Origin of the sequence: Anabaena cylindrica UHCC 0172 (assembly GCF_034931625.1) — a bacterium.
Taxonomy (GTDB): Bacteria; Cyanobacteriota; Cyanobacteriia; order Cyanobacteriales; family Nostocaceae; genus Anabaena; species Anabaena cylindrica_A.
In genome coordinates, this window is record NZ_JAYGGY010000017.1 from 42,094 (window position 1) to 66,312 (window position 24,219).

Genomic DNA, 24,219 nt, shown 5'->3' on the forward strand with positions numbered 1-24,219 from the left:
ATCACACCTTTGTTCTATCATTTTTTTTGTAATATCTGATTCAGTATAACTAAAGTCTCATCACACCAAACTAATTAATGCCTAAGTTACATACATCTGATAACTTGCTGTTATCAGCCAATCAGGAATATTAGATTTTCAGCAAGCCCTAAGTATTTTTGTAGCAATTGCTGTTGTCATTCCCGGAATTGTTCTATCATTTGCCTACCAAACAATAAATCTGTCCATAACTCTCACTCCAAAAGTTGCTAAGTGCAGATTTCAATTTTTCGGCAAATGTGGCTATTTAAGGTTGTAGATTAAAAACCTTTAAAGCAATAGAAATCATGCTGAGGAAGGTTAAAAAGCCAATTGTATCCAGAAGTGTGGTGACTAATGGACCACTCATTAAAGCCGGATCTAGCTTCCAACGGGTTAAAGCCATAGGCAGTAAAGTACCGAGGGTGACAGCGACAATTGTATTAGTTGCCATGACTGTTCCTGCAATCAGGGCTACCCATCTTTCTTGGGGTTTAGCCCAAATTAGGGAAAGTAGCATCATGGTTATGCACAAAGCAAGGGCTGTTCCTAAACCCGCTAACAGTTCTTTACGAAGAATTTTAAGAGTATCTTTGGGTGTGACTTCTCCCACTCCCAAGCCGCGAATAGTGACGGTTAAAGATTGTATGCCGACAGTGCCACCTGTATTAGAAAAAATGGGCATAATCACAGCGAGGACTGGTACAGCAGCAATTACAGATTGAAAAGGAGCGATCGCACTAGCAGCACCTATATACAATCCCATAATCCCTAACAACCAAGGCAATCGTTTGCAAATTGTTACCAGTGGAGAAGATAAAGCCGATTCATCACCACTTACCCCCGCTAATTTTTGAATGTCTTCTGTTGCTTCTTCTTCTAAAATATCAATGACATCATCAATAGTAATAATGCCTACTAATCTATCTTCCCGATCAACTACAGGCATAGCAATTAAGTCATAACGCTGCATAATGCGAGCAACTTCTTCTTGCAAGGTTTCAGTTTTAACTTTAATTACATGATCACTAGCAATATCTTTAATTAAGACATCAGGAAAAGTAAATAACAACTGACGTAAGGAAACAACACTTAGCAAGGTGCGATTATCATCTGTAACATAAGCGTAGTAAATTGTTTCTTTATCTTCATCTTGCAGACGAATTTTGCTTAAAGCTTCACCAACAGTTAATCCTTCTCGCAACCGCACATATTCAGTTGTCATCACTCTTCCAGCAGTTCCTTCTGGATAGCCGAGAATTGTAGATGTAGCTTGTCTTTGTTCTGGACTTAGTTGTTGTAATAGCCGTTTAACTACTCCTGCTGGGAGTTCATCAAATAAATAAGCCCGTTCATCAGGACTCATTTCTTCTACAAGTTGTACTACCTGAATATCATGCAGGGAATTGATTAATTCTTCCTGTACTTCTGTGGGTAAATATTCAAAAACATCTATAGCCTGACCTTTGTTGAGAAGACGAAATGCGATCGCTCTTTGTTTTTTAGGTAGCTGTGTAATGTATTCTCCAACATCTACGGGTTGTAATCGGTTTAAATCAAATTTAAGCTGATTCAAGTCAGCAATGTCTAGGGCATTGCGAACATCTTGTGTGAGCATAGTAAATACCTCCGATAGTCTCCCCCACGCTGGGAAACTAACTCGCCAGCTTAGAGGAGGTTGCTACTGCCATCTGGTGGACATCTGTCCATAAAATCTTAAAAACTCAATATTATTGATATTGGATTAAAGCACCGTTAGTTTATCATCCTATCCCAGAATGGTTTTCTCGGACAAATGCTTGCTAATAATGTACATCCTTGGTAAAATTGTACATGATTATGAAAATAGCGGTCTTTGTTCCAGTTTAATTTAGAGATTTTACTACTGTATTAATCTGTGTCAAGTCAAATAGCCTCTTTACTGACAAACTTTACAAAATCAATATATTTGAATTACAAAAAATAGTTTTTATTTTTAACTTTGAAACTTTGTCATCACGATCAATTTTTTGATTTTTAGTTCAGTCTCAACTGAATGCTGATATATCTTTAACCTACATAGAATTTAGTAGTAAGAATTCAGGAGTCAGGAGTTCAGTAGTCAGGAAGAAGAATATTTTTCTCTTCTGTTCCCTGCCATATCAAAAATTCTGTATGCTGAATCCTTACGTTTAGTAGTTACGTGTAAAATACCGTTTCAGATATATCCGTCAAATAGTAATTCAATCGCCCAAAATCGTAAGTATATAATAATGCAGATTTGCTTAACCTGATATCGCTCAAATAATTAGCTAAAGTCACTTGCTGGGTTACGCCTAAAGCTCTTAAACATACGGACAACGGGGAGAAACTGACTATTTTGTAGAGAAATTTCAAATCTCTCAATCACCTGATAACCAAATTTTGTGTAGAGAGGCTCTCCAGACAGCGTTGCAATAATCTCAGCGTCCTTAAATTTAGCAAGTTTAGCAGCCTTTTCAGATGCTTGCATAATCTGAGTTCCAATTCCTCGACGCGCCCATTTTGGATGAACAAAAATGCACGAATCCTGGCTGAATCACTGTCTGGGTTGAGCAGACTGTCCTCTTGATTATTTTTGCCTGAATCACCTCCATAAAGCGTTTTACGCTGACTCCAACCACCACAACCAACAATCTGGTGATTATTCTCAGCCACAAAGTATGTTTTGTCTTGAATTAGTTGACTATCAACCCCACAAACTATGCCCAGTGCGCCTTCAATTTGTTCTGAACTGTAGTAGCCTGATTGCAAAACTCTGGCAGACTCTGAGATTAAAGTTGTCAGCGTCGGAATATCTTCTAAATGAGCTAATCGAATACAAAAATCCATTTATTTTCATCTTAAATACCCAATACCAAAACCCTGTATATTCGCACACACCACACCCCAACGCTTCAACCCCCTGGTAAACTATCAAATAGGTGTTTAACTAGCTGCTTCGTTTTTTCTTCCAAATGATGCCAATCCACTTCTCCTGATTCATCAACTAAACTAGTATCAATATCAACTTCGGAAATTCCTGCACTGTAATCTAAAAAACACACTTGGTAACAAATATCCCACAAATCCACATTCACTTGCTGCTCTTGACGTTGCAAGCGCAGATGGTATCCTGGATGGGGCATCGGCAGATGGGCAAGATTTTCTCTAATGTCTTCCACCCGTTCATGTGTTGCAGATTCCATTTCTTGCAACAACTGTGTCACCAAGACTTTTGTTTCATCAGTTGTGTTAGGCGGCCAAATCAGTACATCATGGTAAGTACCTTTCCAGGAAGATACATCAAGATGCTTACGAATATTATCGACAACGCGAATAAATGCAGGTTGCATGAGGAGTTCAGCTTGCTGCCATGTAGTGGAATTTGTTATCTTAGGTGGCATTGCTAGTTAACATAGATACTAAATCAAACGTAACAATTTGTTGTTTTTATTAAAAAACCGCGTTTTTAGTTTAAATCTTTTCTCAAGATAGCGGATTTCCTCAAAGAAATTTTGGAGATATCTATTACTATCTGGAAAATTAGGTATTAAAACTGGGGAGGGAATATGATAGGCAAACTACTAGACCACCGATACCAAGTCATTCGCATCTTGGCGAAAGGAGGATTTGGTCAAACCTACATTGCCCAAGATACCAGGCGGCCAGGCAATCCCATCTGCGTTGTTAAACACCTCAAATCGGCCAGCACTGACCCCAAAATTTTTGAAACGGCTAAACGTCTCTTCAACAGCGAGGCCGAAACTTTAGAAAAACTGGGTAATCATGACCAAATACCCAGGCTACTCGCTTATTTTGACGAAAATCAAGAATTTTTCTTAGTTCAAGAATATGTTGACGGACATACTCTGAGTCAGGAATTAATTCCCGGACAACCTTGGAATGAAGGCCAAGTCATGCAATTGTTGCTGGAAGTTCTGGGTATTTTAGAATTTGTCCATCAACAAGGTGTCATTCACCGCGACATTAAGCCAGATAATATTATTCGTCGCGCTGCTGATTATAGATTGGTTTTAGTGGACTTTGGGGCAGTTAAACAATTAAGATCGCCCTTGGTGACAGTTGGCGCACAACTCACGGCTACAGTGGCGATTGGTACTCCGGGCTATATGCCTACAGAACAAGGACAAGGCAAACCCCGTCCTAATAGTGATATTTATTCTCTGGGTATCATTGCTATTCAAGCTTTAACGGGAGTACCAGCCAAGCAATTACAAGAAGATCCCAATACAGGTGAAATTCTCTGGCAGCATTTTCTACCTGTTGACTACCGTTTGGCAGAAATTCTCAGCAAAATGGTACGTTATCACTTTAAAGACCGCTATCAAACCGCTACGGAAGCGCTGCAAGCCTGTAGAGAGTTGATGAATCTTACTTCTGGATATTCCCTACCTTCAGAGGCTCCTAAGCGAGTTAGTTACCAAACCCCTACCCCCTCTTCTCAAGTGTTTTCACAGCACACAGTGGCTGTTGCACCCGCTAATCCGGTGGTTTCTAAGCCTGTTCTCAGAGAGTCTAACAAACCTGATCCATTACCTTTGCTAATTGGCATTTTATTAGCAGGTGGTGCAGCGGCTTTGGTGACAAATTTATATCCAAATGTGAAAAATTTAACTGCTAATTGGACAGGGAACGATCACACATTGGGAAACAAATGCTTGGCTGTAGTGGTGGCTAATTCTAATATCCGCTCTGAACCGAGTGCAATTAATTCTGATAATATTTTGAAAACTGTTGGTGATAATAGCCAATTTGATGTGACTGGCAAGCGTACAAAACGGGGTTGGATTGAACTGAAACTCAAGTCGGGACGTTTGGCCTGGGCGCATTCCGATGTGATTACTAATAATGACAATTGGATTTCTTGCTTGAGGGATCAAGGTATTTCTGTGCAAACGGTAGATGATAGTTCTTTAATTACATCTATCCCTGTTCCGAAACCGCAAGTTAAAGCTATTGCTGTTGCTACTTCTGAGCCAGAAATATCAGAATCTGAAAAATCCCAAGCTAGTAAGGATAAGGATAAAATTGTCGCACAAGCTAGACAGAAGTTTGAGTCTGGAGATTTGCAAGGTGCGATCGCTATACTGAGATCAATACCTGCCAATGCTGCATCAGGAATTAAAGAAACTGTTGAGATTGTCAATCAATGGCAGAATGATTGGGCAAAGGCAGAAGCCTTAGCTAATGACATCAATAAGGCTATTGATGATGGTAAATGGGATCAAGTTTTAGCTTATCGAGATAATCCTGAAAAATTACCCAATATTAAATACTGGCAGGACAAATTAGAACCAATGTTTAAACAAGCATCTGAAAATGCAGCTAAACAGGTTCTTCCTAAGCAAGATAAGAATAGTAATGAAAATCAACCAACCTCTACACCAACTCCTAGCGCTACAGACAAGCCAGCTAGTAGTTTGTAAATGCATGGTAATGGAAACTATCTTCTTCCCATTACCAGCTTGACTGAATTAAATCAAGTCCTAGTGTAGTTCATCATATTCTGCGGTTTCCATGCGTCTGGTTTCCATCCGAGTGGAGGGTAAAAACTCAGCCCGACGGACATTTGCTAATGGTGGTGTCGCACCATTGTAGGGATGAATTACTTGCACAGTGCGGGTAGGACGATGTTGTTTTGGAGAAAATAGAGATAAAACTCCAGCCACCACAACACCACCACCGATAGTTAGTGTTGCTCCCCCGACTGCCCAAATTATAGGTGATTCCCACCACGCTTTCTGTTCAGATGGGAGTATCGCCATTTTTTGTTGATTTTGCTGCTGGGCTAATTGCCACTGCTGCTGGGTGTAATTCTGTACTTGTCCCTGGAGTTGCAGGTTTTGTAACCTCAACTGTTCGTTGTCGGTTTTCAACTTCTCCATTGTCATGTTCAGCTTTTCCATTTCCACACGCTGCTCGGAATTAGGCGTGACTGGTTGTTGATATGGATATGCTGGTTGCCCGTAATTAGGGGGATACTGGACAGGTTGCTGCATTAGCTGGGGCTGTACAAATGATGGCATTTGTGGTGTAGCAGCAAAGTTAGATTGTTGTATAGGAGTATTTGTTCCTTTTAAGAGGAGGAGAGCCGCCAGACCAGCTACAGCAACTCCGCCGATAAATGCCATACTTTCACTCATTGCTTTTATCCCTCAACTACGACGGCAGCGTAACTAGATTTTGACTGACTCACTCTCACACTCATATTGCTTGCCTACTTCAATTCACAATAAGACTCAAACTATAAGCAAATATATCCAGGTAGTTTTTTTACCTTAGTATGTGCTGTTAATATTCAAGACCATATCAGTCAAATTGTCCACTAATGGATGGTAAAAAAACTACCTTGTTATACTTTTTAATCTAATTTTCCCAAATCATCAAGAGGTAGTTGTAATTGCTGTCTTCAGATTTTGGCAAAATTGAGCGATCGCATCTAATCCCTGTGCTGGTGTCCCTTCGGCTAAACGCTTAACTATAGCACTACCCACAATTGCTGCATCTGCACCCCATTCTCGGACTTGATGAGCTTGTTCAATGTCAGAAATTCCAAAGCCTACGCCGATGGGTTTATCTGTCACCGAGCGAATTTGTGTGAGTAAATCGGAAACTCGGCTTTCCATTTGCGATCGCATTCCTGTTACACCAGTCACACTCACCAAATAGATAAATCCTTGAGAAGCACGAGCGATCGCTTCTATCCTCTCAGTAGAGCTAGTAGGAGCTACCAACAGAGTTAAATCAATCTCCATCTCACTCGCTGGTTTTAATAACCCTGCCGCCTCTTCCAAAGGTAAATCAGGAACTACTAAACCTGCTACACCAGCAGCCTTAATTTGCTGAAGAAACTTATCAATTCCTCGGTGTAAAATTGGGTTGTAATACGTAAATAAAATAATTGGTGCTTTTAAACTAGGAGTAGTTGCTCGCAACATTTCCAGCACCTGATCTAAAGTAGTACCCCTTGCCAACGCACGGGTAGCTGCGGCTTGAATCACAGGACCATCCGCCAGAGGATCAGAATAAGGAACACCCAACTCAATTATGTCGGCTCCAGAACGATCTAAAACTTGTAAAGCCTTAGCGGTAGTTTCTAAATCAGGATCACCGGCAGTAATAAACGGAATCAGAGCGCACTCTTGATTCCGTCTTAAATTTTCAAAACAACGAGAAATTGCAGTCATTAGTTCAGAAGAAGGGAACAGGGAACTCTTAACAGGGAAAATATTATTCTCCATATCTTCCTATCTTTTCTGTCACCTGTCACCTAATTTCCTGATTCAATTTCAGCTTGAATTTTTGCTAATTCTTCAGGAGTGAGTTCATCTAGTCGCTTTTGCAGGAAAGCCTTTTCATACTCTTCCCGTTGTTGATGGTAGGTCATTTTTTTGCTACCTGCTCGGAAAAGATATGTGGACAACCAGCCCAACAAACCAACAACCAGTAAAACTTGACTCCAAATTCCAGCTTTTTGTCCATCTAACCCAACTAGCTGTAATCCTGCATAGGCCAAGCCACCAGCTACAAAAATCCCCAAAGCAATTCCGATTGCATCAATGCGTCGCATGAGAGTTATGACCTACCAATCAAGTTAAACAATTTGCCTGCGCCGGGGTCGAAAATTCGCAATGGGCGAAAGCAGCAACAAACCCGGAAAGAAGAAGAACACTAAAAAGTACATAAATGCACGTTCAACAGAACTAGCTGTATACCACCGCAGCTTTAGATAAAGCATCACAGCCATTGGGACTACCAGAAGATAAGCTCCGGCCAAAATTAGATATAGTAGCGCTACAACCATAATTCTTTATCGGATTTGAGAAGACTATTCGGTGTATCTATTCCCATAATATGCTGAATGGTCAGACTCAGGGAAGTATCACGCATCAGTTTTGTTGGGAAAGCAAATAAATTAATTTTGTCTGACTTGCAATAATTTGAAAAAAAGTTTATATTGTGTTATGGTTATATTTCGCCGTTAAACGCGTTTGTGCAACCTAGCTAGCTAAACAAGCTCATAACTTAAAAATTATGATTTTGGGGCTGAAGTGAAAAAAGTAGTGCTTGAAAAAAAATTTTGAAAACTACTTGCACAAAATACGCAATTAATGATGAAATAGATGGGGAGGTTTTTTAAGCCTCTAAACATCAAAAACCCTTGGGGGTGTGGCGGAATGGTAGACGCTACGGACTTAGAAAACTGAGCCTTGATAGAGAAATCTTTCAAGTGGAAGCTCTCAAATTCAGGGAAACCTAAATCTGTTTACAGATATGGCAATCCTGAGCCAAGCCCAGAAATATTTGATTTAAGGTTTTAATCTAAAATTCAAATTTCCGGGAAGGTGCAGAGACTCGACGGGAGCTACCCTAACGTAAAGACGAGGGTAAAGGGAGAGTCCAATTCTTAAAACCTGGAGTTGTTCAATCAACAAGGCAACAGTGAAAGCTGTGGAAGAATGAAAATCCGTTGACCTTAAACGGTCGTGGGGGTTCAAGTCCCCCCACCCCCATTAAAATAATTTGTAATTGTGAATTTATGTTTGAAGTAACTGGAGTTTAAACGGGAGGTGCGATCGCGAAGCGCTCCGTAGGAATCACAAATATTTCATAAAAACTTTTGCCGTTATAATTATTAGCAATCCAGTAAATTATATTGGCTGCTATGAATGACGCATTACAATACATCTGTGATTCAGAAGGGCAACCAGTTTCCGTAGTTGTCCCCATTGCCCTTTGGCAAGAAATAATTGCTGAGAGAGAAACTGCTTATCTGTTGAGCAGTCCAGCCATGAAAGCAAGATTACTTACAGCTAGAAAACGTCAAGATGGAATTTCTTTAGAAGCAGCCTGTGAAAAACTTGGAATTTGATGCAGATGCTTTTGAGGACTTAGCTTGGTGGATCGAAAGCGACCGTAAAAAAGCATTAAAAATCATCAAACTAATTCGTGAAGTACAACGTAATCCATTTGAAGGCACAGGACAACCTGAAGCGCTAAAACACGAATCAAGAACATCCTCTGGTTTATGAAGTCCTAGATGATAAAATCAGAATTCTCACCTGCCGCTTTCACTACTGAAAATCGCTTATATACAACCTGCTTAGACCACTGGCCACCACGTGAAGTTGTGTAACCAGATTTGTTTATACTAAAAACGGGTTAAAAGTGTCATTCTGTAGCTTGCTTCCCGCAGGGTACGAAGTGAAGAATCTCCGAGATACTTCCCTGCACTACGTTACGGTCAGTATGACATAAGTCCAAGTTTGACCCGTTTGCAGTATAATCTATCAGCTATTCGTTGATAGCTATAACCCCGGTTGTGTAGTTACAGACACCATTAAAAGCTTGAGTGATTTACAAACGTGTTGTAACTTACATCAAGCAGAAGATAAAAACTTTTTTATTTTACGCAGTCACAGCACCTACACTATCCCTGACTAGATGACCATCTTCCATGTAAACAATACGATCTGCTATATCTAAAATGCGGTTATCGTGGGTAACAAGCAAAATTGTACAACCATGTTCTTTTGCTAATTTCTGCATTAATTCTACCACATCCCGCCCAGATTGCTTATCTAGTGCGGCTGTAGGCTCATCGGCTAAGACTATTTTAGGTTGACTTACTAATGCTCGTGCGATCGCAACTCGTTGTTTTTGTCCACCGGATAAACTATCTGGGTAGTAATCAATTCGATTTCCTAATCCTACCTCTTCTAGCATTGCTTTTGAACGATTGAGCATTTCTTGAGTTGATATTCTTGGTTGCAATTCTAAACCCATTCGCACGTTTTGTAGTGCTGTTAAACTACCATGTAAGTTATGAGCTTGGAAGATATAACCGTTATTTCGTCGCGCTTGGGTGAGTTGTTTGGGATTAGCTTTGCATAATTCCTCACCTAATATTCGCAAGCTTCCAGATTGAGCAGAACGCAAACCACCAGCCAAGGTTAATAGTGTGGTTTTTCCGGAACCTGATGGCCCTGTCATGATGACAATTTCACCTGTATTAATAGTGAGATTGATATTAAATAATACTTGTTTTTTCAGTTGTCCAGTTCCGAAATAATGGTCGAGATTTTGAACAGAAATGACTGGTATGGGAGAATTAATAGTTTGCATAATCGAAGTTTTTTAAGATTTTTTTACGCAGAGGCGTAGAGGGTAATGTTGAAGTTTTTAAAACATATCGGCTGGATCGGCTGATTGTAGTTTACCAGTGGCTATTGTACCGGAGATTGCACACATGATGATTGTCAATAATAAAACTATTAATGCTCTTGTTAAGGTCATATATATCGGTAAGTTTGTGGCATTTCTAGTCAGTTGATAAAGTCCTAAAGGTACTATGAATCCAGGAATGAAACCTAATGCTGCTAAAATAATGGCTTCTTCAAAAATTACACCTAATAGGTATGAGTTTTGATATCCCATTGCTTTAAATGTGGCATATTCTTTGAGATGGGCATTTACATCTGTAGAAAGAACTTGATAAACAATAATGACACCAACAATAAATCCCATAGATACGCCTACTGTAAATATAAAGCCGATAGGACTTTCTTTTTTCCAATAATTTTCTTCAAATTTAATAAACTCTTGCTTGGTAAAAACTCTCACATCTTCATTTTTTAGTTGTGATTTTAATGCTTGTGCAACCTGTTGTGGATCATAGCCAGGTTGAATGGAAATTAAGCCAAGATTGATACTTCCAGCCCGTCGTTTGGGAAAGATACGGAGAAAGTTTTCGTCGCTAGAAATTAGTGTACCATCAGCACCAAATGATGCTCCTAATTTAAATAATCCACTAATATTAATTGTCCGTTTTTCTATTTCTGTGCTGACAATTTGACCTGCATCAACTTTACTAAAAACCTGATTATATTCACCTCTAGCACCCCGGTCAAACAGGAAGTGATCTGGTAATTTAAGTTTATCTAATTGGGCGTTGATTTCTGGTATATCTAATACAGCTTGTTCCGGATTAAACCCGATTGCTTGCACTGAGGTTTTGCGGCGTGTTTGGGGGTTTTTCCAGGTTACTAAACCGATATACATGGCTTCGGCTGATTTCACACCAGGTACATCAGCAGCTTGAAACAGTCGTCTTCGGGAAAAAGTAGACATATTTTGCATATTTCGGCTTTGCGGACTGATTAAAACGATGTCTGCAAGTACAGCCCGATTTAAGGTGGTGTTGCTGTCATACAAGGCATTCTGAAAGCCAAGCTGCATGAAAATGAGGACATCAGCAAAAGCAATCCCTGATAAAGCAACTAAAAGCCTACTTTTATGGTGGTTGAGTTGCAACCATCCCAAAGGTGTACGTCTTTGCAGTTCTTGAATTAATCCTATCATAGTGAAATTACTGCCTTAATTTGTAAGTTGGTAAATTTTGCTGCTTTTTGGCTAGATGCCTCATCTAGCTGTACATGAACTTCTACAACTCTGGAATCAATATTGTCACTGGGGTCACTATTGATCACATTTTGCCGTTGTACTTTCCAGCCTACCCAATCTACGGTTCCATGTAATTCACCTGGTAGGGAGTTGCTGGATATTTTTACCTTTTGTTTAGGAGTAATTTTACTGACATCATTTTGGTAAACTTCTACAACCGCATACATTTGCTTGGTTTGTCCAATTTCCACAATTCCGTCATTGGATACTACTTCACCGGAACGGGTATAAATGTCGAAAATTACACCATTTTGAGGAGATTTCACATAAGCTTGGTCTAAGTTAGCCTTGGCTTGCTTGGCTGCGGCTATAGTACGGTTAACTTCGGCTTTCGCTGCTGCTATGTCTACCGGACGCACTTCGGCTATTTGGTTTAAGGTAGCTGTGGCTGAACTAACTTGTTTGCTACCTGTGGCGTTAATCCGAGTGAGGATGGTTTTGGCTTCGCTAATTTGCTTACGTCCTGTGCTATCAATGCGATTGAGGTTGGCTTTAGCTTCACTCAATTGCTGGGTGATGGTATCAACACTGAGGCTTTTAGTATCAAATAAAGACTGAGAAATTGCCCCATCTTGGTAAAGTTGCTGATAACGTTGCAGTTCTACTTGGGCATTTTTGAGTTCAGCTTGGAGTCTATTAATTGTTGCTTGTTGTGCTGTTGTTTCACCTTGCCATTGAGCTTCTAATCTAGCCACGGCTTGTCTCTGTCCGGCTTCATCTCCTAGCTTCTGCGCCTCTATTCGGTCAATTTCAGACTTTTGGGCATTTATTTCGCCTAATTTCGCACCAGATTGAACTTTTTCTAAGTTTACCTGGGCAACTTTCACTGATGCTTGGGCTTCTTGAAAAGCGGCTTCGAGACGGGGAAGATTATCCAAAATGGCTATGATTTGACCAGTTTTAACGTTATCTCCTTCTTTAACCAAAAGTGTCTCTACTCGGCTATTTTGACTAGAAGTAGGTGCGGAAAGTTTAATTATTTTGCCTTTGGGTTCGATTCTCCCTAATGCTGTCACCGTCTTAATTTGCGGTATGTTGACTGGGGAGACTTGAGTTTGATCGGCAGTCTTAGATTGATTTTGTAAAATTCTATACCCTTGTAAGCCACCAATGCCGACAATTATAGCCGTAGCCAGCATAATTATTGGTTGGAAACTAGGTTTAAATGCTACATTACGCACCATAAATTTCTCTCTATAATTTAGAATGGTAAGTAAACTAATTAGTTTAGTAACTCTACTAAACTAAACTGTTCATTACAATAATGTCAATAGTCACCGGAAAAATTAATCTGGGTAGCTGATATGCGAAAAAAGAACAAAGCTGTAGAAGAAAGTCTTGTAGAGCGATCGCACGGAGCGCAAAACCAAAGACAATCACTGTTAGCAGATAAAGTTGATGCTATTTTGGCTGGTGCTATGCAGGAATTTTTGGCACATGGTTACGCTGCAACAACAATGGATAAAGTGACAGCAGCCGCAGGTGTATCGAAAACAACTGTATACAGCTATTTTCAGGATAAAGAAGGATTATTCACTGCATTGATTGAAGGATTAGCGCAGCAAAAATATTTGGCTGTTTTTAACCCTGAACCCGGATTTTTGGAAGGTGAGCCGGAAATTGTGCTGCGTCGCTTGGCAAAAAGTATTTTAGATAATACTAATTGTTCACAGGAATTACTGGGTCTTGTGAGGCTGATTATTGCCGAATCGGGGAGGTTTCCCTCACTAGCACAGGTATTTGTCCGCAATGTAGATAAACCTGCTTTGGAGGTGATTAGCAAATATTTTCAAGCCCATCCAGAACTACAATTACCTGATCCAGAGGTAGCTGCACGGATTTTTAAGGGGACATTAATCCATTTCACAATTCTTCAGAATATGCTGCATAGTCGAGAGATTTTGCCAATGGAGAGCGATCGCTTGATTGATAATTTGGTTAATTTAATCACCAGTAATAAAATAGATATACATGGTGATAAGTATTCCGGTACAAGGCATAAATCACCCAGACGCAAGCGCACACCGGGGGGTAAATTTCAGGCTGATTATGGTTCTGAGACTAAAAAGTTGCGGTCTATCCGGCTTACAGACACTGCTTGGGCAAAGTTGGACGAACTAGCGGCAGCAAATAATTTGACCCGCAGTGAGATGATTGAAATCTTTGCTCGTCAAGGCTTTGGAGATGCTCAGAAGTCGGGAGAATGATTTTTGTATATACATGGAATATTTATCTGTGTAGGATGCCTTAGCAAAAGTGCAACGCACTACTTTAAATCAAAATATGGCCTTTGGGAAATTTAACCTTTGCGCCTTTGCGCCTTTGCGTGAGACATATTCAAATTTTCATTTTTGATAAAATATAAGAATTGAACAAAGGTATCAAGATGCGATTACTACACACAATGCTGCGAGTCGGCAACCTAGAAGAGTCATTAAAATTTTACTGTGAACTTCTAGGAATGAAATTACTGCGACGCAAAGATTATCCAGGGGGAGAATTTACTCTCGCTTTTGTTGGTTATGGTGAAGAAAGCGACCATACCGTACTAGAATTAACTTATAACTGGGGCGTGGAAAAGTACGAATTGGGTAATGCTTACGGTCATATTGCCCTGGGAGTAGATGATATTTACGCTACCTGTGAGGGAATTAAAAATCGTGGTGGTAAGGTAGTCCGGGAACCAGGGCCTATGAAACATGGTTCTACTGTCATTGCCTTTGTGGAAGATCCAGATGGGTATAAAGTTGAGTTAATTCAATTGGCTACTCACGGAACAACTGAAAAAGCGGAATCAGAAAACCAGCTGGTGAAACAGTAATTTTTCCACCAAAATCTAGGTGAAGTACAAACAGGCCAATTTGCTCAGGCTTCAGCTAAATTGCCAATCTCAAATTGCCACCGAAGATATAAGCGGATACACGCTAATTATGTTTGGATCATTATTTGGGGGAGTGGAATAATAGTACCGCAGGGCGGAAGTCAAAAGTCAAAAGTCAGAACTAAGATAGTATAGGCTTTTTGGCAATTGACAAAAGTTGGTTTATTTACGCCATGTTGTACTAGGAAGATATTCAGTATGTAGTATGAAGTGATATGTTTTTTGCTATTCCCTTGTTTGTATGCACAGCGAAAGGTCTTCCTAGTCTATATACTTAAAATTTCCCCATTCCCCAATTTCTAAACTAAAAATCCAAAATTCTACAGATGCAGCCTACAGATCCTAATAAATTTACTGATACGGCCTGGGAAGCAATTACTAAATCTCAGGATATAGTCCGTGCTTATCAACAACAGCAATTAGAAGTCGAACATTTAATTATTGCTCTTTTAGAAGAACCTACAAGTTTAGCTATAGGTATTTTAGCCCGTGGGGATGTTGATTCTAACCGTTTAAAACAACAATTAGAAGCTTATACCCAACGTCAGCCAAAAGTTGGTAAAAGTGATCAACTTTACTTAGGACGCAATTTAGATTTGCTACTAGATCGCGCTGAAGAAATTCGAGCGAGAATGAGAGAAGAGGAAATTGGCGAAGGACATATACTCCTGGCTTTAGCTGAAGACGATCGCATTGGCAGAAAAATATTTAAAGGCTTAAATGTAGATATAGCTAAGTTAGAAGCTGCTGTCAAAACAGTTCGCGCTACCCAGAAAGTGACTCAAAAGGTGGGAGAACCAGAATCTGCGGACACACCTTATGAAGCTTTAAAACGTTTTGGTAGAGATTTGACAGAACAGGCAAAAGCTGGAAAATTAGATCCTGTGATTGGCCGAGATGATGAAATTCGCCGGGTTATTCAGGTTTTATCGCGTCGTAGTAAAAATAACCCTGTGCTAATTGGTGAACCGGGAGTTGGTAAAACTGCGATCGCCGAAGCTTTAGCCCAAAGAATGGTCAACGGCGACGTTCCAGAGTCTTTGAAGAATCGTCAATTGATATCTTTAGACATCGGTAGTTTAATCGCTGGGGCAAAATACCGAGGTGAGTTTGAAGACCGGTTAAAAAATGTCCTCCGTGAAGTTATTGAATCCAACGGGCAAATAGTTCTCTTTATTGACGAACTTCATACCGTCGTTGGTGCCGGTGCTAACCAACAAGGCTCAATGGATGCAGGAAACTTACTTAAACCCATGTTGGCGCGGGGTGAATTGCGTTGTATTGGTGCAACTACCTTAGATGAATATCGCAAATACATTGAAAAAGATGCTGCACTTGAACGCCGTTTTCAACAAGTATATGTAGATCAACCAAGCGTAGAAAATACAATTTCGATTCTGCGGGGTTTAAAAGAACGTTATGAAGTGCATCATAATGTGAAAATTTCTGACTCTGCTTTAGTCGCAGCCGCAACTTTATCAGCGCGTTACATTGCAGATAGGTTTCTACCAGATAAAGCCATTGACTTAGTAGACGAAGCCGCCGCGAAATTGAAAATGGAAATTACCTCCAAACCGGCGGAATTAGAAACCATTGACAGACGTATAATGCAGCTAGAAATGGAAAAGCTGTCATTATCTGGAGAAGAAAAAGCGAATTCCCCAACTAGAGAGCGTTTAGAGGGAATTGAGCAAGAAATCAGCATTTTAACTGTAAAACAGCAAAAATTTAATGATCAATGGCAAGGTGAAAAGCAGCTATTAGAAGCTATTAGCACTTTAAAGAAAGAAGAAGATGCATTGCGAGTGCAAATTGAACAAGCAGAACGGGATTATGATTTGAACAAAGCTGCCCAACTTAAGTATGGCAAATTGGAGGGAGTGCAGCGCGATCGCGAAATTAAAGAAGCGAAACTCTTAGAAATTCAAAATCAAGGTTCAACCCTGCTGCGGGAACAAGTCACAGAAGCCGATATTGCCGAAATCGTCGCCAAATGGACAGGAATCCCCGTAAATCGTCTTTTGGAATCAGAACGGCAAAAATTACTCAAACTAGAAAGTCATTTACATGAACGGGTAATCGGTCAAGAAGAAGCCGTTTCCGCCGTCTCTGCGGCTATTCGTCGCGCCCGTGCAGGGATGAAAGACCCCGGTCGTCCCATTGGTTCATTCTTGTTTATGGGACCAACTGGCGTGGGTAAAACCGAACTCGCCCGCGCTTTAGCTCAATTTCTCTTTGATTCTGATGATGCTTTAGTGCGGTTGGATATGTCCGAGTATATGGAAAAACACTCGGTTTCTCGCCTAGTAGGTGCGCCTCCTGGTTATATTGGCTACGAAGAAGGTGGACAACTTTCCGAAGCAATTCGCCGACATCCATATTCTGTCGTGCTTTTGGATGAAGTAGAAAAAGCCCATCCCGATGTGTTTAATATTTTGCTTCAGGTATTAGATGATGGTAGAGTTACTGATTCCCAAGGACGCGCCGTAGATTTTCGGAATACCGTCATAGTCATGACTAGCAACATCGGTAGTGAACATATTCTCGATGTCGCTGGCGATGATACCAAGTATGATATGATGCGAAACCGAGTTATGGAAGGTTTAAGAAGTCACTTCCGTCCCGAATTCCTTAACCGTGTTGACGACTTGATACTCTTCCACACCCTCAACCGTTCAGAAATGCGGCATATTATCCGTATTCAACTCAAACGGGTGGAAAATCTCTTAAAAGAGCAAAAAATCTCCTTTGAAATCTCCCAAGCGGCTTGTGACCATCTTGTAGAAGCAGGTTATGATCCTGTTTATGGCGCACGTCCGTTGAAAAGGTCAATTCAGCGCGAAGTAGAAAATCCCCTCGCTACCAAGTTATTAGAAAATACCTTTATTTCTGGTGACACAATCATCATTGAAAAAGGTGAACATGGGTTAACTTTCAGTAAAAAACAGCCTGTGAAGGTGTCAGTGGTGAAAAATACTGTGAAGTTAATAGAAGCATCTTCAGAAGCGTAAATTAGATAGACATTTTTGATAACTAATGTAGAGACGTTCCATTTAACCTCTCTACAAGGGTTTCAAGTCACACACATTTAATTCTCGGATTGTAATATTTGTTTTTTCCATTTAAGTCATAATCGTCTCAGGTTTAATCATACAGGAGGTGCGATCGATCGCATGGTTATTGCTCAAACCAACCCGACAACAACTCATTTCACTCCAGATGAGTACCGAGCGATGGAAGAAACCGCCACAGAGCGACACGAATATCGCAACGGAGAGATTATTACTATGCCTGGAGGTTCAGAAGTTCATAGTGCGATAGCTTCGCTCGCCGCAGGCATCGCTAGTAATATATTAATTTATTTGGGTTTTTTACTCAGACTTCTGACAATTGCTCGTTTAAATAATGAAAGTCTGTTGTTAGTCCATTATTCGCTGAATTGATTGGACTGGAAACAATTCGGAATAAATGCCCTCACTTTAATTCATGGCTGTTGCGACTAGAATCATTAAAGTGCTAATTGTAGAGTGCGTTAAACTCAGTTAACGCACAACTTATATTATGTTTATAAATTGCTAACCGCTTCCGCAACTTTCCTAGAAACAAACGGTAAAATTTCTCGACTTTTAGCTTGATCTTTCCCTTCTGTAAATACTACTAACAGGTAAGGATGTTGTTCTGGTAATTCAATAAAAGCCGCATCATGGCGCACTGAACTTGTCCAGCCGGCTTTTGACCAAATTTGACTATTTTCAGGTAATCCACCCCCTAAGAAGCCTGTAATCTGGTCTTCTTCAACATTTTTGGGTAACTCGTCTGGATTAAGACTACGTTTGAGTAAAGACATCATGGATTGCGATCGCACACTCGACACCGCCACCCCACCCACGATACTATGCAATAACCTAGCCGTAGCATCGGTAGTCAGCATATTGCGATTTTCAAACATCTCCCCATAAAACGCCCTTTCTCTTCCATAGGGACCATCACCCCAGGTTTTTTGACAAACATTAATTGCTTTCATTTCCTCCCACCCCAAAGACTGATAATAGCGATTAATAATATTGCGTTGATATTTCCAAGTTTCAAAAGGTCCATTAGGTAATTCTGCACCAGATGTAGTCCCACTGAGAATATCGACAATTAAACTGGTAGCATCATTACTAGAATCAACAATCATATCACCCAAGGCTCGTTCTAATTCCTTGGAAGTGTTACTCATGCCTTTTTCTAGCCATTCGTGAACCGCTACCAAATAAAACAACTTGACGACGCTAGCAGGATAAATGCGTTCTCCACCACGATAACTAAATCCTCGCACTGGATGATTCCAAAAAGCGTCAGGAGTCAACGCACCACCTGTATTTACTGGAACCGGAGGATCATAGACAACCCAAGTTAAAGCTATTTGATTATGAGCTAAATTTGCAAATTTAGACCAAGTTGCTTCTAAAATTTCATTACTGAGATATTCTAGCTGTTCGTCTTGATTAAAAAAAACCATTTGCGAAAATTCCCTTATGCTATCAGGAGTTTAGTTTCTGGATTAATCCTATCATTACCTGTATAATTACTGAGAGATGAATTAAAATTAGACTCATTTTAGGCAATTTCTCATGACTCTTGATTTAATAAGATTTTATCAAGCTTGCAACCCTAATAAAACCCTTGATCAAAGCAAAGCTGAGGATAGACAATACTATATTGATTTTTCCGAAGTGCGTGGTGCAGAAATAATTAGAGAATTAAAACGAACTATTACCCTACTTTCTCCAGAATCACCGACGTGTCAATTATTTACAGGACATATTGGTTGTGGCAAATCGACAGAGTTGTTACGACTAAAAGCAGACTTACAAGCACAAGGATTTCATGTAGTTTATTTTGAATCTAGCCAAAGTTTAGATTTAGCTGATATTGATATTACAGATATTTTACTAGCCATAGCTAGAGAAGTTAGTCAAAGTTTAGAGTCAGCAAACATTAAACTCAAACCTGGATATTTTCAAAATCTATTTACAGAAATAGCTGAACTGTTACAAACCCCGTTAGATATTGGTGTGGAAGCGGAATTATCTGTGGGTATTGGCAAAATTACCGCTAAAACTAAAGATAGTCCTCGGCTACGCAGTCAACTCCGACAATATTTAGAACCCCGCACCAATGGCATTTTAGAATCAATTAATCAAGAATTACTCTTACCTGCAAGAGAAAGACTCAAAAAACAAGGTAAATCAGGTTTAGTTGTCATCATTGATAACCTCGATAGAGTAGATAATGCTCTCAAACCAAATGGTCAATATCAACCAGAATATCTCTTTGTAGAACGTGGTGAACAGCTAAATAAATTAAACTGTCATGTTGTTTATACAATTCCTCTAGTTCTCATATTTTCTAACGCTTTAGGTAGATTAACAAATCGCTTTGGAGTAGACCCCAAAGTATTACCAATGGTGGCAATTAAACAGAGAAATGGCACAGATTATCAAGCAGGAATTACACTCCTACAAGAAATGGTAATGAAGAGAGCTTTTCCTAGTCTAAATTGGGAACAAAGTCAAAGTTTAATTACAAAAATATTTGATAGTCCTGAAACATTAGAAAGACTTTGTAAAGTTAGCGGTGGTCATTTACGTAACCTATTGATGTTATTATTTCGTTGTTTGCAAATGGAAGATATACCAATTTCTCGAAAATGTGTAGAAACCGTTATCAGAAAACGTTGTAATGAATTAAATTTGGCAATCACACCTGATGAATGGGAGTTATTAAAAGAAGTATGGAAAACAAAAACATATAGAGGTGAAGAACAATATGATATCTTACTCCGCAGTATGTTTGTATTTGAATATCGAGACGAAGATGGTTCTTGGTTTGATATTAATCCAATTTTGATAGAATCAAAAGAATTAATGTCATGAATATAGCGGTTCTCGGTTAAGCGAGATACAAGAACCCTCCCCGCAAGCGAGGAGGGGGTTTAATATGTATCTCATTCAAGTGCATACCGCTATAATTACATTGGTTAGTGCAATACCTTGTCCAAATTGGAAAAAGCCTTGATTCGTAAGTTGGGTTTTATGTTTCAACCCAACCTACAAAAAATGGATAAGGTATTAATTCCAGTCCCCCTCCTCGCTTGCGGGGAGGGGTTAGGGGTGGGGTTTTACTGCTGTAGGAAAATGGATAGATTAAGCAATAGCACAATTCAACAAAATACCGGAAATGTTGGGTTTCCTTACGTCAACCCAACCTACGTAGATCAATAATTTAAGTAGATTATTTCCAATAATCATTTAACATCATGAATAATCCAGAAAGTCCCACTGATAATAATGATAATTCCTTACAAACCATATTAAAAGCAATTAGATTATCTCAAGGTCAATTATCACTAATTTTCCTGCGTTGTAATTATGCAAAATTACGTCAGCAAATAGCAGCACAACTCAAAGAAATTTCGTCTATACCCATTAGAGAAATTACTTTACCAGCATCAGCTAAAAGTCTCTACAATCATATATCAGAAGAATTGACAGATTCACAACCACAAGCTTTAATGATTTTTGGTTTAGACTCTGTTAACAACATTGATGCAATTTTGAGTTTATCTAATCAGATTAGAGAAGAATTTAGAAAAAACTTTACCTTTCCGATTTTGATTTGGATAGATGACCAAATTCTCAGGAGAATTATCAGAGTCGCACCAGATTTAGAAAATTGGGGGAGTATTATTGACTTTGAAAATGATTCTGAGGATTTAGTTGATTTTCTCCAAGAAACAACAGCAGAAATTTTTACTAATGATGTTACTCCTAGTCCCCAAGTTTACAAAGAAATAGAATCTGCCAGTCAGGATTTACAAAACAGAGGAGAAGAAATAGATCCAGAAATACAAGCAAGTTTAGATTTGATTTTTGGTTTACGGGAATATCAACAAGATCATCTAGATAATGCTTTAATTTATTATCAGCGAAGTTTAGAATTTTGGCAAACGCATAATAACTTAGAACGTCATGGTATTCTCTTAGTTAAAATTGCTTCAGCTTATAGTCGAAAAGCTGAAATCAATAATACTGAGAATCAAGAAAATTGGCAAAATGCTAGAGATAATTTACAGCAAGCTTTAGATATTTTTGAACAAGGGTCAAGATTAGATTTAGTCATTGAATATATCAACCATTTAGGGGAAATATTACGACATCAAAAAGCATGGAATGATTTAGAAATACTAGCTCAAAAATCTCTAAAATTATATAACGTAGAGACATTACATAGAACTTCTCTACACAATACCGAAATATCTCTACAACGTTTGCAAATTGGATTATGTCAAAATTATGGTTTTCTCGCAGAAGTAGCATTAAAAAAGGAAGAATGGCTAAAAGCAAATCAAAATGCAGAACAAGCAATAGAGATTTTAAGTAATCTTCCTAATGTACTATCTCATGAACGCACTTTATATCGCTTATTGCTGGCACTTTCTCATGTGGGTTTAGGTGATTATGTAGCAATTGAAATTTTAGAAATCGCCAAAAATGAAAGTCGTCCTCAATATAATCCTAAACTGTATATTGATATTTTAGAACAATTAAATTTACTATATTTTCAAGAAGAAGAATATTTAAAAGCTTTTGAAATCAAACAAGAAATATTACAAATTAAACAACAATATGGATTTACAGCTTTTGTTGGTGCATCTTATTTAAACCCGCAACGCAAAGTTATTAAATCTGAAAATTCAGAAGTTGAAAATAATGGTACAATTGCTCAAGAAATTTCCGCTTCTGGGAGAGAAGAAGATGTTAAACGGCTGCGTGGCAGAATTGCTGTAAATGAACATAAATTAACAGTAATTCATGGACAGTCTGGAGTAGGTAAAAGCTCGATTTTACAAGGCGGTTTAATTCCTGCACTGCAACAAGAACCAATTGGAGAACGTAACTCTTTACCAATACTTTTACGAGTTTATACAAATTGGGTAGAAATTTTAGGACAAGATTTAAAAATTGAAATAAATGAATATTCAACAGATGGAATTATTCACCAATTGCGAAAAAATGAAACCAGTAATTTATTAACAGTTTTGATATTTGACCAATTTGAAGAATTTTTCTTTGTGTATACTGACCAAAAACAAAGAAGACAATTTTATGACTTTCTGCGGGTATGTTTAGATATTCCTTATGTGAAAATTGTGCTTTCATTACGGGAAGATTATTTACATTATTTATTAGAATTAGACCGTTTAGTTGATTTGACAGTTACTAACAATAACATTCTTGATAAAAACATTCGTTATTATTTGGGTAATTTTTCACCCGCAGATGCTAAAGCTGTTATTCAAAGTCTCACAGAAAAAACAAACTTTTATTTACAACCAGGATTAATTGATAAATTAGTTGAAGATTTAGCCGGAGATATCGGTGAAGTTAGACCAATTGAATTACAAATAGTCGGGACACAATTACAATCAAAACAAATTCAAACTTTAGATAAATATCAAGAATTTGGCAAAGAAAAATTAGTTGAGAAGTTTTTAGAAGATGTCATTAAAGAATGTGGTGAAGAAAATGAACAAACAGCCAGACTAGTTTTATATTTACTCACAGACGAAAATGGGACAAGACCTTTAAAAACTCGCGCTGAATTAGTAGAACAGTTACCAGCAGAAAGTGAAAACCTAGATTTAGTTTTAAATATTTTCGTTGCGTCGGGTTTGGTTTTATTATTACCAGAATCACCTGCGGATAGATATCAATTAGTGCATGATTATTTAGTTGAGTTTATTCGTCAACAACAGGGGAATGAATTATTAGAAGAATTAAGTAAAACAAAAGCAGAATTAAAAGAAGTAGAGGAAGCAAGGCAAGTATTAGCCAACGCAAAAATTGAAGCTGACAAACAACTTAAAAAGGGGCAAAAAAGGTTAAGAGTAAGTTCTATTTTAGCTTTGGGGTTAGTAGTAATTGCTGGTATGGCTTCTGTTTATTCTATAAACCAATTTAGAGAGACTGGTATTGCTAAACAAGTTACACAATTAGAACAAAGTGGTATGAATATTTTAAGACAATTCCAATTTGAAGTTTTACGTTCTTTAATTATTGCAATACAGAATGGCCAAGGTTTAAAAAATTTACTTAAAGATGATACTCCTCTGGATCAATATCCGACTACTAGCCCTATTTATGTTTTAAATATTATCCTGGACGACATCGAAAAACCTAACCAACTTCAAGGGCATCAGCAAGCTGTTAATAGTGTGAGTTTCAGCCCAGACGGAAAAACCATTGCCACTGCTTCATCTGACAGCACAGTTCGGTTGTGGAACTTAAAGGGGGAACTACTGCACGAATTTAAGGGATATCAGTCTTATGTCAAGGGACATCAGTCTTATGTCAATAGTGTAAGTTTCAGCCCGGACGGAAAAACAATTGCTACTGCTTCATCTGACAGCACAGTTCGGTTGTGGAATCTACAAGGGAAAGAGCTGCAAAAATTTGAGGGACATCAGAGTATTGTCAATAGTGTGAGTTTCAGCCCGGACGGTCAAACTATTGCTACTGCTTCATCGGACGATACAGCGCGATTATGGAATCTGCAAGGGAAAGAGCTACAAAAATTTAAGGGACATGAGGAAAGTGTCAATAGTGTGAGTTTTAGCCCGGACGGTCAAACCATTGCAACTGCTTCATTCGACAAGACAGCGCGGTTGTGGAATCTACAAGGGAAAGAGCTGCAAAAATTTAAGGGACATCAGTCTTATGTCAGAAGTGTAAGTTTCAGCCCGGACGGTCAAACCATTGCTACCGCTTCATCTGATAGCACAGCGCGGT

At 38.9% G+C, this 24,219-nt stretch carries 19 protein-coding genes and 2 pseudogenes; 10 read left to right on the forward strand and 11 right to left on the reverse strand.

Going from position 1 to position 24,219, the window contains the following annotated elements:
* Positions 1 to 286: 286 nt before the first annotated feature.
* The 3 genes from mgtE to VB713_RS07205 form a co-directional block, all read right to left on the reverse strand.
* Positions 287 to 1,636, reverse strand: coding sequence for a magnesium transporter (gene mgtE / locus VB713_RS07195; protein ID WP_323310883.1), 1,350 nt, complete (start codon positions 1,634 to 1,636; stop codon positions 287 to 289).
* 669 nt (positions 1,637 to 2,305) lie between these two features.
* The gene (locus VB713_RS07200; protein ID WP_323310884.1) at positions 2,306 to 2,509 is read right to left on the reverse strand and encodes a hypothetical protein; all 204 of its coding nucleotides are present in this window, start codon (positions 2,507 to 2,509) and stop codon (positions 2,306 to 2,308) included.
* A 424-nt stretch (positions 2,510 to 2,933) separates the two neighbouring features.
* Positions 2,934 to 3,422: a hypothetical protein gene (locus VB713_RS07205; RefSeq protein ID WP_323310885.1), complete on the reverse strand. Its 489-nt coding sequence runs from the start codon at positions 3,420 to 3,422 to the stop codon at positions 2,934 to 2,936.
* Positions 3,423 to 3,587: 165 nt separating this feature from the next.
* Here VB713_RS07205 and VB713_RS07210 point away from each other — a divergent pair, with 165 nt between their 5' ends.
* Entirely contained in the window at positions 3,588 to 5,465 is a 1,878-nt protein-coding gene (locus tag VB713_RS07210; RefSeq protein ID WP_323310886.1) for a protein kinase domain-containing protein, read from the forward strand.
* A 60-nt stretch (positions 5,466 to 5,525) separates the two neighbouring features.
* On the opposite strand, the gene VB713_RS07215 is transcribed toward VB713_RS07210, so the two are convergent.
* The 4 genes from VB713_RS07215 to ndhL form a co-directional block, all read right to left on the reverse strand.
* A complete protein-coding gene (locus VB713_RS07215; protein ID WP_323310887.1) occupies positions 5,526 to 6,182 on the reverse strand; it encodes a heterocyst differentiation related protein in 657 nt (218 codons plus the stop codon).
* 240 nt (positions 6,183 to 6,422) lie between these two features.
* Positions 6,423 to 7,226, reverse strand: a complete 804-nt coding sequence (gene trpA, locus VB713_RS07220; RefSeq protein WP_323310888.1) for a tryptophan synthase subunit alpha — start codon at positions 7,224 to 7,226, stop codon at positions 6,423 to 6,425.
* Between the two features lie 83 nt (positions 7,227 to 7,309).
* A complete protein-coding gene (locus VB713_RS07225) occupies positions 7,310 to 7,609 on the reverse strand; it encodes a DUF3007 family protein (protein ID WP_323310889.1) in 300 nt (99 codons plus the stop codon).
* 24 nt (positions 7,610 to 7,633) lie between these two features.
* Positions 7,634 to 7,843: an NAD(P)H-quinone oxidoreductase subunit L gene (gene ndhL, locus VB713_RS07230; RefSeq protein ID WP_323310890.1), complete on the reverse strand. Its 210-nt coding sequence runs from the start codon at positions 7,841 to 7,843 to the stop codon at positions 7,634 to 7,636.
* 861 nt (positions 7,844 to 8,704) lie between these two features.
* On the opposite strand from ndhL, the gene VB713_RS07235 reads away from it, so the two are divergent.
* Both VB713_RS07235 and VB713_RS07240 read left to right on the forward strand, forming a co-directional pair.
* On the forward strand, positions 8,705 to 8,911 hold the full coding sequence (locus tag VB713_RS07235) for a prevent-host-death protein (RefSeq protein ID WP_323310891.1): 207 nt from the start codon (positions 8,705 to 8,707) through the stop codon (positions 8,909 to 8,911).
* Positions 8,892 to 9,120, forward strand: a pseudogene (locus VB713_RS07240) (Txe/YoeB family addiction module toxin). The gene VB713_RS07235 and the pseudogene VB713_RS07240 overlap by 20 nt, the downstream one beginning before the upstream one ends.
* 327 nt (positions 9,121 to 9,447) lie before the next feature.
* Here the strand turns inward: VB713_RS07240 and VB713_RS07245 are convergent.
* Genes VB713_RS07245 through VB713_RS07255 form a run of 3 tightly spaced genes read right to left on the reverse strand, consistent with a single transcriptional unit; the run spans position 9,448 to position 12,686 of the window.
* A complete protein-coding gene (locus VB713_RS07245; RefSeq protein WP_323310892.1) occupies positions 9,448 to 10,164 on the reverse strand; it encodes a DevA family ABC transporter ATP-binding protein in 717 nt (238 codons plus the stop codon).
* Positions 10,165 to 10,221: 57 nt separating this feature from the next.
* Positions 10,222 to 11,400 carry an ABC transporter permease DevC gene (gene devC / locus VB713_RS07250; protein WP_323310893.1) on the reverse strand — a complete coding sequence of 393 codons (1,179 nt, stop codon included), beginning with the start codon at positions 11,398 to 11,400 and terminating at the stop codon, positions 10,222 to 10,224.
* Complete coding sequence (locus VB713_RS07255; RefSeq protein WP_323310894.1) at positions 11,397 to 12,686, reverse strand: ABC exporter membrane fusion protein; 1,290 nt, start codon at positions 12,684 to 12,686, stop codon at positions 11,397 to 11,399. The genes devC and VB713_RS07255 overlap by 4 nt, the downstream gene beginning before the upstream one ends.
* A gap of 120 nt (positions 12,687 to 12,806) precedes the next feature.
* On the opposite strand from VB713_RS07255, the gene VB713_RS07260 reads away from it, so the two are divergent.
* From VB713_RS07260 to VB713_RS07280, 5 genes and pseudogenes are all read left to right on the forward strand, one after another.
* Positions 12,807 to 13,709 (forward strand): TetR/AcrR family transcriptional regulator, encoded by a 903-nt coding sequence (locus VB713_RS07260; protein ID WP_323310895.1) that lies wholly within the window; start codon positions 12,807 to 12,809, stop codon positions 13,707 to 13,709.
* A 179-nt stretch (positions 13,710 to 13,888) separates the two neighbouring features.
* Positions 13,889 to 14,323 carry a lactoylglutathione lyase gene (gloA, locus tag VB713_RS07265; protein ID WP_323310896.1) on the forward strand — a complete coding sequence of 145 codons (435 nt, stop codon included), beginning with the start codon at positions 13,889 to 13,891 and terminating at the stop codon, positions 14,321 to 14,323.
* Positions 14,324 to 14,709: 386 nt separating this feature from the next.
* Entirely contained in the window at positions 14,710 to 17,394 is a 2,685-nt protein-coding gene (gene clpB / locus VB713_RS07270) for an ATP-dependent chaperone ClpB (RefSeq protein WP_323310897.1), read from the forward strand.
* A gap of 162 nt (positions 17,395 to 17,556) precedes the next feature.
* Positions 17,557 to 17,763: pseudogene (locus VB713_RS07275) on the forward strand (Uma2 family endonuclease); the annotation flags it as partial.
* A 59-nt stretch (positions 17,764 to 17,822) separates the two neighbouring features.
* Entirely contained in the window at positions 17,823 to 17,903 is an 81-nt protein-coding gene (locus VB713_RS07280) for a hypothetical protein (protein ID WP_323310902.1), read from the forward strand.
* 45 nt (positions 17,904 to 17,948) lie between these two features.
* Here the strand turns inward: VB713_RS07280 and VB713_RS07285 are convergent, their stop codons facing one another.
* Positions 17,949 to 18,887 carry a serine hydrolase gene (locus VB713_RS07285; RefSeq protein ID WP_323310898.1) on the reverse strand — a complete coding sequence of 313 codons (939 nt, stop codon included), beginning with the start codon at positions 18,885 to 18,887 and terminating at the stop codon, positions 17,949 to 17,951.
* Between the two features lie 112 nt (positions 18,888 to 18,999).
* Here VB713_RS07285 and VB713_RS07290 point away from each other — a divergent pair, with 112 nt between their 5' ends.
* Positions 19,000 to 20,304 (forward strand): ATP-binding protein, encoded by a 1,305-nt coding sequence (locus tag VB713_RS07290; RefSeq protein WP_323310899.1) that lies wholly within the window; start codon positions 19,000 to 19,002, stop codon positions 20,302 to 20,304.
* A 383-nt stretch (positions 20,305 to 20,687) separates the two neighbouring features.
* Positions 20,688 to 24,219, forward strand: a 3,532-nt coding sequence (locus VB713_RS07295; RefSeq protein WP_323310900.1) for an eIF2A-related protein, incomplete at its 3' end; no start/stop codon positions are given.

Excerpts from the sequence above, each read along its gene's own strand:
- mgtE (WP_323310883.1), bottom strand. The coding sequence starts at position 1,636 with ATGCTCACACAAGATGTTCGCAATGCCCTAGACATTGCTGACTTGAAT.
- VB713_RS07200 (WP_323310884.1), bottom strand. The coding sequence starts at position 2,509 with ATGCAAGCATCTGAAAAGGCTGCTAAACTTGCTAAATTTAAGGACGCT.
- VB713_RS07205 (WP_323310885.1), bottom strand. The coding sequence starts at position 3,422 with ATGCCACCTAAGATAACAAATTCCACTACATGGCAGCAAGCTGAACTC.
- VB713_RS07210 (WP_323310886.1), top strand. The coding sequence starts at position 3,588 with ATGATAGGCAAACTACTAGACCACCGATACCAAGTCATTCGCATCTTG.
- VB713_RS07215 (WP_323310887.1), bottom strand. The coding sequence starts at position 6,182 with ATGAGTGAAAGTATGGCATTTATCGGCGGAGTTGCTGTAGCTGGTCTG.
- trpA (WP_323310888.1), bottom strand. The coding sequence starts at position 7,226 with ATGACTGCAATTTCTCGTTGTTTTGAAAATTTAAGACGGAATCAAGAG.
- VB713_RS07225 (WP_323310889.1), bottom strand. The coding sequence starts at position 7,609 with ATGCGACGCATTGATGCAATCGGAATTGCTTTGGGGATTTTTGTAGCT.
- ndhL (WP_323310890.1), bottom strand. The coding sequence starts at position 7,843 with ATGGTTGTAGCGCTACTATATCTAATTTTGGCCGGAGCTTATCTTCTG.
- VB713_RS07235 (WP_323310891.1), top strand. The coding sequence starts at position 8,705 with ATGAATGACGCATTACAATACATCTGTGATTCAGAAGGGCAACCAGTT.
- VB713_RS07245 (WP_323310892.1), bottom strand. The coding sequence starts at position 10,164 with ATGCAAACTATTAATTCTCCCATACCAGTCATTTCTGTTCAAAATCTC.
- devC (WP_323310893.1), bottom strand. The coding sequence starts at position 11,400 with ATGATAGGATTAATTCAAGAACTGCAAAGACGTACACCTTTGGGATGG.
- VB713_RS07255 (WP_323310894.1), bottom strand. The coding sequence starts at position 12,686 with ATGGTGCGTAATGTAGCATTTAAACCTAGTTTCCAACCAATAATTATG.
- VB713_RS07260 (WP_323310895.1), top strand. The coding sequence starts at position 12,807 with ATGCGAAAAAAGAACAAAGCTGTAGAAGAAAGTCTTGTAGAGCGATCG.
- gloA (WP_323310896.1), top strand. The coding sequence starts at position 13,889 with ATGCGATTACTACACACAATGCTGCGAGTCGGCAACCTAGAAGAGTCA.
- clpB (WP_323310897.1), top strand. The coding sequence starts at position 14,710 with ATGCAGCCTACAGATCCTAATAAATTTACTGATACGGCCTGGGAAGCA.
- VB713_RS07285 (WP_323310898.1), bottom strand. The coding sequence starts at position 18,887 with ATGGTTTTTTTTAATCAAGACGAACAGCTAGAATATCTCAGTAATGAA.
- VB713_RS07290 (WP_323310899.1), top strand. The coding sequence starts at position 19,000 with ATGACTCTTGATTTAATAAGATTTTATCAAGCTTGCAACCCTAATAAA.